Origin of the sequence: Streptomyces sp. NPDC000151, from assembly GCF_040301705.1 — a bacterium.
GTDB lineage: Bacteria > Actinomycetota > Actinomycetes > Streptomycetales > Streptomycetaceae > Streptomyces.
This window is the reverse complement of the sequence record NZ_JBEPFC010000194.1, coordinates 1-12466: the sequence shown is the minus strand read 5'-3', so window position 1 is coordinate 12466 and position 12466 is coordinate 1. Positions and strand designations below refer to the sequence as shown.

The window sequence follows — 12466 nt, the reverse complement described above, 5'->3', positions numbered from 1 at the left end:
CCCGGCCCGCCGGCTGCCCCCGGTGCGCCCGGCGCCCCCGGTGGTGGCGTGCACGCGGCTGCCACGATGCTGGCCGACGGCTCGTCGCTGCCCGGCAACGCCGGTGCGGCGAAGAGCGGGGGCGACGGGCCGCCGCCCCCGTCCCCGCCCGGTATGCCCGGCGCCACAGGGCCCGGTACGCCTCCGCCGCCGCCCGGTGTCCCGGCGACCCCGCCGCCCGGAGCCCCCGGCGCTCCCGGTGGCGGCGTGCACGCCGCGGCGACGATGCTCGCGGGCCCCGGTACGCCGCCGCCCGCGGGCCCCGGTATGCCGCCTCCCGCCGGCCCTGGTGCGCAGCCTGCCGCCGGCCCCGGTATGCCGCCTCCGGCCGCTCCCGGTGCGCAGCCTCCCGCCGGTCCCGGTATCGCGCCTCCCCCCGGCCCCGGTATGCCGCCGCCCGCCGCTCCTGTGGGGCAGCCCGGTGCCCCGGCCGGTCCGCCGCCGGCGTACGGCTATCCGCAGGCGCCGCCGACCGGTCAGCCGACCGTCGGCCCCGGCTACATGGCCGTGCTGCGCTACCGCGCGCCCGACGGCTCCGAGCAGCAGGTCATCCGGCGCTCGGCGCCCGGTACGCCGCATCCGGAGTGGCAGATCCTGCACGAGCTGCGCGCGCTGAACGTGCCGCCGCAGCAGGTGCTGGAGCTCCACACCGAGCTGGAGTCCTGCGACCTGCCGGGCGGTTACTGCGCCCGGATGATCCGGGAGACCTGGCCGCAGGTGCGGATCAGCCACACCGCCGCGTACGGCCACGACCACGCCTCGCGGCAGCAGGGCGTACGGCATCTGGTGGAGCATCAGGGCGAGCTGCATCAGGTGGCGGACGGCCCGGCGCGCCCCGCGCCGGTGCGCGTGCCGCTGCCGCACCCGTCGCAGATCCAGCTCGCGCCGCCGGTCCCGCCGCAGATGATCGGGCAGGAGCTGGAGCAGGCGTTCGGGCCGCAGGGGGTCTTCCGCTTCGACCAGCGGGCGGTCTCCCGGCAGGGCGTGCCCGACGTGGTGGGGCAGACCCTGGTCTGGGCCGGCGTGCCGGTCGATTTCGGCCCGTTCTTCTGGGGCCAGGCGCAGCCGGGCCGTCCGGTGCCGACGCTGGCGGAGCTGGCGCAGGAGCGGGGCGTGCAGCCGGCTCCGGACGCGGGCTCGTACCTGGTCATGGGCTCGGACTTCGGCCGTCAGCTGTGCGTGCAGTACGGCACGGCGCACATCGTGGCGGTGCCGCTGGAGGCCGGCCCCGGTGGGCAGGCGGCGACGCCGCAGTTCGTGAACACCGGGCTGCCGGAGTTCGTGCGCTGCATGGCGATGCTGGGCCGGATGTGGCGGCTGCGGTACGGGCTGACCCCGGAGCAGGCGGGCCGCTGGACCACCGACTTCCAGGTGCAGCTGGCCTCGCTGGACCCGGCGGCGCTCGGCTCCCCGGAGACCTGGTGGTCGGTCCTGCTGGAGCAGATGTGGGACGGCCTCCTGTAGCCGTGGGGCGGCGGCGCTGAGCGCGGTGTCGCCCGTACGGCTGTGACGGTGTGTCATACGTGGCGCTCGACCTGCGAGGCGGGTCGGGCGCCACGATCATGCCGGTATGGCCCCACCGCCCCCGCCCCCGCCCTCGCCGCCGCAGCCGAATTCGTCGACGCTGTACCGCTCGGGGCGCGGGCGGCGCCGTCGCGGGTGGTCCTGGCCGCGCCGGATCGCGCTGCTGGTGACCGTGCTGGTGCTGCTGGCCCTGGCGCTGGCGGTCGCGCTGTTCTTCTGGGCGGGCGGGCAGCTGCGCCAGATGGACGCATTGAGCGGCTATCCGGACCGGCCGGCCGCGGGCAAGGGTACGAACTGGCTCCTGGTGGGCTCCGACAGTCGGCGCGATCTGACCCCCCGCCAGCAGCAGGAGCTGCACGTGGGCCATGACGCGGTGCGCAACACCGATACGGTGATGCTGCTGCACTACGGGGACAGCGGCCCGTATCTGGTGAGCCTGCCGCGGGACAGTTACGTCGCGGTGCCGGGACACGGCAAGAACAAGATCAACGCGGCGTACGGGCTGGGCGGCGCGAAGCTGCTCTCGCGCACCGTCGAACAGGCGACGGGCCTGCGACTGGACCACTACGCCGAGGTCGACTTCCTCGGCCTGGTCCGGGTGGTGGACGCGCTGGGCGGGGTGCGGCTGTGCCTGGACGCGCCGCTGAAGGACGAGAAGTCCGGCGCCGACTTCCCGGCGGGCTGCTCGGAGATGAACGGCACGCGCGCGCTGGCGTACGTACGGGCCCGTTACAGCGACCCGAAGGGCGACCTGGGGCGGGTGGAGCGGCAGCGGGCGCTGATCAGCGCGGTGTCGGAGAAGATGCTCGGCCCCGGGACGCTGCTGAACCCGTTCCGGACGGTGCCGGCGCTGGGCGCGGCGCTGGCGGCGCTGCGGGTGGACGACCGGACCGGCGTGGTGGACCTGACGCAGATGGGACTGTCGATGAAGCAGGTGGCGAACGGTTCGGGGACGGCCACGACGGTCCCGGTGACCGGTCCGGGGACGGAGGTCGCCGGGGCGGGGGACGTGATCCTGTGGGACGCGCAGCGGGCGCGGCGACTGTTCCGTGCCCTGCGTGCCGACGAGCCGATTCCGACTTCTGCCGAAAAGTAACGCATCCTTGGGCAGTGATAGGTGCGGAGTGTCGCGTTATGGGCGCTTCGGAACAATCAACAAAGATGTGCGCCGGACCACGTCACTGTCGGAGAGGGGCTTTGAGGGATGAGTGCATCGGTGTCGCCTCACGGATTCGAGGTCGTACGAGGGCGTGGTTACCGTCCGGTGGACGTGGACCGCAGAGTCGAAGGGCTCTCCGTCGACCGCGACTCCTGCTGGGAACGGGCGGCCCGCCTCACTGTGCTGGCCAACGAGATGACCGCCGAGCTGGAGCGGCTGCGCGAGTACCTGGCCCATATGCCGCCCCAGACGTACGAATCCCTGGGCGAGCAGGCCCGGCTGATCCTCACCACGGTGGAGTCCGAGGCGGAGCGGCTGCGCACCGAAGCGGCGGCGGACTCCGAGCGGCTGCGGGAGGAGGCGGCGGACTACGGGCGGGAGCAGGGCGACGCCGCCGACGCGTACGCGCTCAAGGTCTGCCAGGACGCCGAGGACGCCGCTGTGCGCGCCGAGGAGGCGGCACAGGCCGAGGCGCGGACGACGGTCGAGGAGGCCGCCAGAGCCGCCGAGGAGGTGCGCCAGGAGGCGGAGGAGGGGCTCCGCGAGATGCGCCGGCGCACCGCGGAGGTCCTGGAGGACCAGGAGAAGAGCCTGGCCGAGCAGTGGACGGCGGCGGAGCAGGAGCTGGCCGACCGGGAGCTGGCCATGCAGCAGCGGATCGCGGAGCTGGAGGAGCGCGGCGAGGCGCGCATCGTGGAGGTGCAGCGTCATTACGCCAAGATGGAGGAGTCCGCGCGGCACATCGATGAGGAGGCCGCGGCCCGCGCCTCCGAAATGATCGCGGAGGCGGAGGCGGAGGCGGCCCGCGTCGAACGCGCCACGGAACGCGTCCTGCGCGAGCACGAGGAGCGCCGCGAGGAGCTGCGCTCCCACATGGCACACGTACGCAGCAGCCTGGCCACCCTCATGGGCAAGGACCCGGAGGCGGCGGAGCAGGAGCACGAGCCGGACCCGGCCGGCTCAGGTGGCCCGGTGGCCGCGCAGGACCCCGACTCCGGGCACGTGTACGACGTGGCGACGGACGGCGGGGAAGGCGTACGGGGGCACACCGAGACGCCGTACGAAGAGGACGGGAACGCGTCGTACGAAGAGGCTTCGGACGCCGCGTATGAAGGCGCTGCGGACGCTGTGTACGAAGAGGCTCCGGGCGCCGCGCACGAAGGAGCCGCGGACGCTGCGTACGGAGGCGGTGCGGACGCTGCGTACGAAGGGATCCGCGCCACCGAAGCCGCGCCCGCCCCCGAAGCCGCGTCCGCGCCCGCTCCCGAGGAGGCCCCCGCCAAGCGGGGTGTGGACCCCGACGAGGAGGACACGCTCGAGACCGAGCTGCCGCGCACGGAGGGCTGAGCCGCCCGCCCCGCCCGACCGCCCGCCTCAGCCCTTCTCGGCGGGCCCGGCCTCCGCCTCGCCCCGCGCGTCCGCGTGGACGGGGAAGCGGCGCGGGGCGAAGAGCAGCGCGGCCAGTGCGAGCAGCCCGGCGACGGCGGCCCCGTAGTAGACGTGCTCGACCGTGGCGTCCACGGCGCGCCGCAGGTAGTCGGCGGCCTGCTCGGTGAGCGTGCCGGCGCGTTCCAGCGCGCGGGAGACGGCATCCAGGTCGCCCGGCAGCCCGGCGCGGATGCCCGCGGGCGCGTCGGCCAGCCGCCCGGCCAGGGTGGCGTTGGCGACGGCGCCGAAGAGCGCGGCTCCGACGGACTGGCCGACCTGGCGGCAGAAGAGGATCGAGGCGGTGGCGGTGCCGCGTTCGGCGTACCCGACGGAGGACTGCACCCCGATGATCAGCGGCAGCTGGAAGAGGCCGAGGGTGGCGCCCAGCGCGAGCATGAGCAGCGCCGGCTGCCAGGCCGCGCCGGGGTAGGGCAGCCGCGGGAAGGCGAGCAGCACCAGCGTGGCGGCGGCGATGCCGAGCAGCGCGCAGTTGCGGATGCCGACGCGGTTGTAGACGTGGCTGCTGAGCGCGGCGGCTATCGGCCAGCTCAGCGTCATGACGGAGAGGACGAAGCCGGCCGCGATGGGGCCGAGGCCCAGGACGGCCTGGGCGTAGGTGGGCAGGAAGACGGTCGGGGCGACCATCAGCAGGCCGAGGGCGCCGAGCGCGAGGTTGACGGTGGAGATGGTGCGGCGGCGCCAGACCCAGCCGGGAATGATCGGTTCGGCGGCGCGGCGTTCGATCAGTACGGTGACGGCCGCGCACACGGCACTGCCGCCCAGTAGGAGCAGCGAGGGCGCGGACAGCCAAGGCCAGGCGACGCCGCCCTGGACGAGCGCGGTCAGCAGCAGCCCGCCGCAGGCGAAGACGGCCAGCGCCCCGGGCCAGTCGATGACCGGGCGCGTGGTGCGGGCGCGGTGCGCGGGGCCCTCGAAGCCCCTCTTGTCTTCGAAGAAGTGGCGCAGGACGAGCCAGAGGGCGATCGCGCCGACCGGCAGGTTGACGAGGAAGATCCAGCGCCAGTCCGCGTACGCCGCGAGCAGGCCGCCGAGCGCGGGCCCGGCCACGGAGGAGGTGGCCCAGACGGTGGAGAGCTTCGCCTGTATGCGCGGCCGTTCCTTCATGGGGTACAGGTCGGCGGCGATGGTCTGCACGGTGCCCTGGAGGGCGCCGCCGCCGAGGCCCTGCAGGACGCGGAAGGCGATCAGCGAGGCCATGTTCCAGGCGCCCGCGCACAGCAGCGAGCCGACGAGGAAGATCACGATGCCGGCGACGAGTACGGGCTTGCGGCCGAAGGTGTCGGAGAGCTTGCCGTAGACGGGCAGGGTGACGGTGACGGCCAGGAGATAGCCGGAGAAGAGCCAGGAGAAGACCGAGAAGCCGCCGAGGTCGCCGACGATCTGCGGGACGGCGGTGGCGATGATCGTGGAGTCCAGGGCGGCCAGCGCCATGCCGAGCATGAGGGCCGCGACGACGGGACCGCGGCGGGTGGCCGGGGAGGTGGAGGACGTGGGCGCCGAGGACGGGGGTGCGGCTCTGTTGGGCGCGGGCCCGAGGCGTACGTCCGGCGCCTCCGCAGTGCGCGCCGCCTCCTGTGTCTGCGGTGCCTCCGGTGTCTGCGGTGCCTCCGGCGCCTCTGGCGCGGCGCCTGTCGTCCGCTCCGGTTCCGTCCGTCCGCCGGTACCGCTCACCGTGCCCCCTCCGCCGATCCGTGTACGGGACACCATTCCACGCGCGGTCGGGATGCGGTACGGGGCTTCTCGCCCGTCGAGACGGTGCCGCGCCGTCGTGGCCGAGCGCGCAGTTCCCCGCGCCCCTGAGGGCGCCCTCAGGGGCGCGGGGAACCGCGCGACCAGCCACAGCGGCGGTGCGCCGGTACCGCGCTCGCGAACCGCCCCGATGGCCTCATCCGCACCGCGGCCGGGCGTACGCTGGGAGATCCTGGCCCGCCCGCGGTGCCGGCCGTCGAGCCGCCGCAGGGCGGCACCGCGTTGTCCGACTCCCTGGGACGGAAGCCTTTTCATGAGCCTGACAGGACTGCTCGACGCCGTCGTACGGGACCCGGCGCTGGCCGAAGCGGTCGAGGCCGCCACCGACGGGCACCGCCGCCACGTGGACCTGGTCGGCCCGCCGGCCGCCCGCCCCTTCGCCGTCGCCGGGCTGGCCCGGGACGCCCAGCGCCCGGTGCTCGCGGTCACCGCGACCGGCCGGGAGGCCGAGGACCTGGCCGCCGCGCTGCGCTCGCTGCTCCCCGAGGACAGCGTCGTGGAGTACCCCTCCTGGGAGACCCTGCCGCACGAGCGCCTCTCGCCCCGTTCGGACACCGTCGGCCGCCGCCTCGCCGTGCTGCGCAGGCTCGCCCACCCCCGCAAGGACGACCCGGCGACCGGCCCGGTCTCGGTCGTGGTCGCGCCCGTGCGCTCCGTGCTGCAGCCGCAGGTCAAGGGGCTGGGCGACCTGGAGCCCGTCGCGCTGCGCACGGGCGAGAGCGCCGACCTCGGCGAGATCGTGGACGGCCTGGCGGCCGCCGCGTACAGCCGCGTGGAACTGGTCGAGAAGCGCGGCGAGTTCGCGGTCCGCGGCGGCATCCTGGACGTCTTCCCGCCCACCGAGGAACACCCGCTGCGGATCGAGTTCTGGGGCGACGACGTCGAGGAGATCCGGTACTTCAAGGTCGCCGACCAGCGGTCCCTGGAGGTCGCCGCGCACGGCCTGTGGGCGCCGCCCTGCCGCGAGCTGCTGCTCACCGCCTCCGTACGGGAGCGGGCCGCAGCGCTCGCCGAAGAGCACCCGGAGCTCGGCGAGCTGCTCGGCAAGATCGCCGAGGGCATCGCGGTAGAGGGCATGGAGTCCCTCGCGCCGGTCCTCGTGGACGAGATGGAGCTGCTGCTGGACGTGCTGCCGGCGGGCTCCATGACGGTGGTCTGCGACCCGGAGCGGGTGCGGACGCGCGCCGCCGACCTGGTCGCCACCAGCCAGGAGTTCCTGCAGGCGAGCTGGGCGGCCACGGCCGGCGGCGGCGCGGCCCCCATCGATGTCGGCGCGGCCTCCCTGTGGGGCATCGCGGACGTCCGGGACCGCGCCCGTGAGCTGGGCATGATGTGGTGGTCGGTCTCGCAGTTCGCCGCCGACGAGGCGGGCGAGGCGGACGGGGACACCCTCAAGCTCGGCATGCACGCCCCCGAGTCGTACAGAGGTGACACCCAGCGGGCGCTCGCCGACACCAAGCAGTGGCTGGCCGACGGCTGGCGCACGGTCTACCTCACCGAGGGCCACGGCCCCGCGGCCCGCACGGTCGAGGTGCTCGGCGCCGAGGGCATCGCCGCGCGGCTGGACTCGGAGCTAGCGGAGATCTCGCCGTCCCTCGTGCACGTCTCCTGCGGCTCGATCGACAACGGCTTCGTCGACCCGGGGCTCAAGCTCGCGGTGCTCACCGAGACCGACCTCTCGGGCCAGAAGGCGGCCGGCAAGGACGCCACGCGGATGCCGGCCCGCCGCCGCAAGACCATCGACCCGCTGACCCTCGAAGCGGGCGACTACATCGTGCACGAACAGCACGGCGTGGGCCGGTACATCGAAATGGTGCAGCGTACGGTCCAGGGCGCCACCCGCGAGTACCTCCTCGTCGAGTACGCGCCCGCCAAGCGCGGCCAGCCCGGCGACCGCCTCTACATCCCCACCGACCAGCTGGAGCAGGTCACCAAGTACGTCGGCGGCGAGGCCCCGACGCTGCACCGCCTCGGCGGGGCCGACTGGACCAAGACCAAGGCGCGCGCGAAGAAGGCCGTCAAGGAGATCGCCGCCGACCTGATCAAGCTGTACTCCGCCCGGATGGCGGCGCCCGGCCACACGTTCGGCCCGGACACCCCCTGGCAGCGCGAGCTGGAGGACGCGTTCCCGTACGCGGAGACGCCCGACCAGCTCACCACCATCGCCGAGGTCAAGGAGGACATGGAGAAGTCGGTCCCGATGGACCGGCTGATCTGCGGCGACGTCGGCTACGGCAAGACCGAGATCGCGGTGCGCGCCGCCTTCAAGGCCGTCCAGGACGGCAAGCAGGTCGCCGTACTGGTGCCGACCACGCTGCTCGTCCAGCAGCACTTCGGCACCTTCACCGAGCGCTACGGCCAGTTCCCCGTGAACGTCCGCGCCCTCTCCCGCTTCCAGACGGAGACCGAGTCCAAAGCCACCCTGGAAGGCCTCAAGGACGGCTCGGTCGACATCGTCATCGGCACCCACCGGCTGTTCTCCTCCGAGACGAAGTTCAAGGACCTGGGCCTGGTCATCGTCGACGAGGAGCAGCGCTTCGGTGTCGAGCACAAGGAGCAGCTGAAGAAGCTCCGCGCGAATGTGGACGTGCTGACGATGTCGGCCACGCCCATCCCCAGGACGCTGGAGATGGCGGTCACGGGTATCCGCGAGATGTCGACGATCACCACCCCGCCCGAGGAGCGGCACCCGGTCCTCACCTTCGTCGGGCCGTACGAGGAGAAGCAGATCGGCGCCGCCATCCGTCGCGAACTGCTCCGCGAGGGCCAGGTCTTCTACATCCACAACCGTGTGGAGTCCATCGACCGGGCCGCGGCCCGCCTGCGCGAGATCGTCCCCGAGGCGCGCATCACCACCGCCCACGGCCAGATGTCCGAGTCCGCGCTCGAACAGGTCGTGGTCGACTTCTGGGAGAAGAAGTCCGACGTACTGGTCGCCACGACCATCGTCGAGTCCGGCATCGACATCTCCAACGCCAACACCCTGATCGTTGAACGAGGGGACAATTTCGGCCTCTCCCAGCTCCACCAGCTGCGCGGCCGGGTCGGCCGCAGCCGCGAGCGCGGCTACGCCTACTTCCTCTACCCGCCCGAGAAGCCCCTGACCGAGACCGCGCACGAGCGCCTGGCCACCATCGCCCAGCACACGGAGATGGGCGCCGGCATGTACGTCGCGATGAAGGACCTGGAGATCCGCGGCGCGGGCAACCTCCTCGGCGGCGAGCAGTCGGGCCACATCGCGGGCGTCGGCTTCGACCTGTACATCCGTATGGTCGGCGAGGCCGTGGCGGACTACCGCGCCGCGCTGGACGGCGGCGTGGAGGAGGAGCCGCCGCTGGAGGTCAAGATCGAGCTGCCGGTGGACGCGCACGTCCCGCACGACTACGCCCCCGGCGAGCGGCTGCGCCTGCAGGCGTACCGCGCGATCGCCTCCGCCAACACCGAGGAGGACATCGCCTCGGTACGCGAGGAACTGACCGACCGCTACGGCAAGCTCCCCGAGCCGGTGGAGAACCTCCTGCTGGTCGCGGGCCTGCGGATGCTCGCCCGCGCCTGCGGCGTCACCGACATCACGCTGCAGGGCTCCAACATCCGCTTCGGCCCCGTGGAGCTGCGCGAGTCCCAGGAGCTGCGGCTGAAGCGGCTGTACCCGCGTACGGTCATCAAGCCGGCCACCCACCAGGTCCTGGTCCCCCGCCCGGCCACGGGCAAGATCGGCGGCAAGCCCCTGGTCGGCCGCGAACTGCTGGCCTGGGTAGGGGAGTTCCTGACGTCGGTGCTGGGCTCGTGACGTCGGTTCCGGGACCCTGACGTCGGTTCCGGGACCGTAGCCGGGCCGCGGCGGCGGCGCTTCGGGCTTCGCCGCCGCTCAGCCCTTCGTCTCAGTTCTTCGTGGTGCTGTCCGTGGTGGCTTTCGTGGCGCGTTTGAGGAGCGTGAGGCCGCCGGCCTCGCCGTCCGGTACGTACACCGCGCCGGGATGGCGGTGGCCGGCGTCCGCGAGGGCCTGCGGGGTGGTCCGGCCGTCGCGGAGCTGGACGGCGACGTAGTCGGGGGCGATGCCGCGGGTGTCGCCTATCCAGTACACCGTCGTACGGCCGGTGAGGCGGCTGAGCGGCCGGACGTCGGCCTCGACGGTGGCGCCGTCGGGGATGCGGCCGAGCAAAGCCTCGGCCTGCGCGACGGAGGGATCCGCGCGGTAGGTGTCCGCTTCGGTGAGCCGGGCGAGCGGCAGCGTCGTGGTCAGCGCGAGGGCCGCGGCCAGCGCGGCGGCCGGGAGGTGCGCGGCGTAACTGCGCAGCCAGGGGCGGGCGCTCACACGGAAGCGGGGCAGCACGTCGGCCAGGGCGAGGAAGACCACCGGCATCAGGACGGCGCTGTAGTGCCAGTCGGTGCCCCAGTAGTGGTCGTCGTGCGAGACGAAGCGCCAGCCGATGGTCGGCACCGCGGCGAGCAGCAGCGGTGAGCGCAGGGCCAGCAGGCCGGTGGTGGGCAACAGGATCCACAGCAGCGTACGGACGGCCGTGCCCACGGGGATGAGCGGTGCCGGGCCGCCGTCGCCGCTGAGCTTGGTCCAGTAGTCGTACGAGCCGGTGCCGTTGAAGGCGGGGATGATCACGCCGAGGGTGAGCGCGGTGGCGGCGAGGCCGAGGAGGACCAGCGCCACGGCAGCGGGCACCGCCCGCCGGGCCCGGATCAGTACGATCACGCCGACGGCCGCAGCGGTCACCCCCAGGTCCTCCTTGACCAGGACCAGCGGGGCCGCCCAGCACACCGCGGCGGTCCAGCGCCTGCCGATCACCGCCTCCAGCGAGAAGGCGATCATCGGCAGCGCGAACGCGATCTCGTGGAAGTCGAAGTCGACCGCGCGCTGCAGTCCCCAGGACAGCCCGTACGCCACGCCGACGGCGAGCCCGGCGCGGCGGCCGAGCAGCCGGGCCGAGCACCGGGTGACGGGCACGGCGGACAGCGCGAAGAGCGCGGCCTGCACGACGAGCAGGGTCACGGGGGAGGGCAGCAGCCGGTAGAGCGGGGCGAGCAGGGCGAGTACCGGGCTGAAGTGGTCGCCGAGGATGTTCGCGCCGGGGCCCTTGAGGTCGGCGACGGGCGCCCGGAGATGCGCGTAGGACCGTACGACCTGCTCGAATATCCCGAGGTCCCAGGAGATCGTGCCCATGGTGCGGTACCGCTGCACGGACAGCGTGGCGAACAGGGCGAAGAGGACGGCGGCCGTCCAGTACGGATCCAGGCGCGGGGCGCGCAACGCGGCGACCCGGACACCGAGTCGGCCCGGCACACCGAGTCGGCCCGGCACGCGTCCGGTACGGCCGTCGGCCGCGGCCGGGGTCCGTGCGCCGGCCTCGCCCGTCGCGGTTGCTGCGGCCGTGTCCATGCGGATCCTTACTCTTCCTCGCTAGTCCGGTCCCGTGCTGCTCTGCTCTGCCCTGCTCTCGCTCTTGCTCCTACTCCTGCTCCTGTTCTCTTCCTGCTCCTGCGCCTGCTCTCTGCCGTCACAACTTCCGAAAAGGTACTCGAAACCATCGAATCGGACGGCCCGTCATACAAGGTGGCCGACGAGACGTACGGTCACCAAGGGGCGGGCACCCGTCCCGGCCACCGTGCCGCAGCCGAAGATCGCCTTGATGCAACCGAAGATTGGATGTCTCCCTTGATACGGTCCGCGCTTCCCGTACGCCGTGCCGCGCTCTCCGCGACGGCCCTGGCCGCGACCCTCGCCCTGGCCGGCTGCAACCCGTCCGGTGGCAGCACTCAAGGAGACGGCAAGCGGAGCCCGGACGTTCCCGCGGCGACGGGCGAACCGGGCAGTGCGCTGGCGGCGGTCGGCTCGCTCACGGTCAAGGGCCGGGCCCCGAAGACCGGGTACGAGCGGGACCGCTTCGGCACCGCCTGGGCCGACACCGACAGCAACGGCTGCCCGACCCGCGAGGACATCCTCAAGCGCGACCTGACGCAGGTGCACTACCAGGACGGACACTGCAAGGTGTCCTCGGGCGAACTGGCGAAGGACCCCTACACCGGGCAGCGGGTGATCTTCCGGCGTGGCAGCAGCCTCGTGGACGTCGACCACGTCGTGGCCCTGTCGGACGCCTGGCAGAAGGGCGCCCAGCAGTGGCCGGCCGGCAAGCGGATCGCGCTGGCCAACGACCCGCTGAACCTCATCACGGTCGGCGCCTCCGCCAATCGCCAGAAGAGCGACGGCGACGCGGCCACCTGGCTGCCGGCCAACAAGGGCTACCGCTGCGACTACGTTGCCCGGCAGGTCGCGGTGAAGAAGAAGTACGGCCTGTGGGTGACGCGCGCGGAGAAGGCGGCGATGGGCAAGGTACTGAACACCTGCCCGACCGAGAAGCTCCCCGCCGGCGGCAACCCGACCGAGGCCCCGTCCCGCTTCCACGCGCACTAGCCGACTGCCTGAGGCGATCGGGCCGGCTGCCCGAGGCGACCGGGCTGGCTGCCCGAGGCGACCGGGCTGGCTGCCCGAGGCGACCGGGCTGGCTGCCCGAGGCGACCGGGCCGGCTGCCCGAGG

At 73.3% G+C, this 12466-nt stretch carries 7 protein-coding genes; 5 read left to right on the top strand and 2 right to left on the bottom strand.

All coding sequences use genetic code 11. The features are described 5' to 3' along the window. From ABT381_RS32675 to ABT381_RS32665, 3 genes are all read left to right on the top strand, one after another. Window positions 1-1503: SUKH-4 family immunity protein (locus ABT381_RS32675; protein WP_351600637.1), on the top strand; the 1503-nt coding region annotated here is incomplete at its 5' end. Window positions 1504-1723: 220 nt separating this feature from the next. Beyond that, on the top strand, window positions 1724-2659 hold the full coding sequence (locus ABT381_RS32670) for an LCP family protein (RefSeq protein WP_351600643.1): 936 nt from the start codon (window positions 1724-1726) through the stop codon (window positions 2657-2659). 174 nt (window positions 2660-2833) lie between these two features. Further along, window positions 2834-4069 (top strand): coiled-coil domain-containing protein, encoded by a 1236-nt coding sequence (locus tag ABT381_RS32665; RefSeq protein WP_351600634.1) that lies wholly within the window; start codon window positions 2834-2836, stop codon window positions 4067-4069. Window positions 4070-4096: 27 nt separating this feature from the next. On the opposite strand, the gene ABT381_RS32660 is transcribed toward ABT381_RS32665, so the two are convergent. Then, a complete protein-coding gene (locus ABT381_RS32660) occupies window positions 4097-5842 on the bottom strand; it encodes an MFS transporter (protein WP_467754530.1) in 1746 nt (581 codons plus the stop codon). A 331-nt stretch (window positions 5843-6173) separates the two neighbouring features. On the opposite strand from ABT381_RS32660, the gene mfd reads away from it, so the two are divergent. Then, the gene (gene mfd / locus ABT381_RS32655; RefSeq protein ID WP_351600631.1) at window positions 6174-9710 is read left to right on the top strand and encodes a transcription-repair coupling factor; all 3537 of its coding nucleotides are present in this window, start codon (window positions 6174-6176) and stop codon (window positions 9708-9710) included. 91 nt (window positions 9711-9801) lie between these two features. Here the strand turns inward: mfd and ABT381_RS32650 are convergent, their stop codons facing one another. Then, entirely contained in the window at window positions 9802-11310 is a 1509-nt protein-coding gene (locus ABT381_RS32650) for a DUF2079 domain-containing protein (RefSeq protein WP_351600628.1), read from the bottom strand. 267 nt (window positions 11311-11577) lie between these two features. Here ABT381_RS32650 and ABT381_RS32645 point away from each other — a divergent pair, with 267 nt between their 5' ends. Next, entirely contained in the window at window positions 11578-12342 is a 765-nt protein-coding gene (locus ABT381_RS32645) for an HNH endonuclease family protein (protein ID WP_351600626.1), read from the top strand. Window positions 12343-12466 lie beyond the last annotated feature (124 nt).

Coding starts and splice junctions, on each gene's coding strand:
- ABT381_RS32650 (WP_351600628.1), bottom strand. CDS start 11,310: ATGGACACGGCCGCAGCAACCGCGACGGGCGAGGCCGGCGCACGGACC.
- ABT381_RS32645 (WP_351600626.1), top strand. CDS start 11,578: ATGTCTCCCTTGATACGGTCCGCGCTTCCCGTACGCCGTGCCGCGCTC.
- mfd (WP_351600631.1), top strand. CDS start 6,174: ATGAGCCTGACAGGACTGCTCGACGCCGTCGTACGGGACCCGGCGCTG.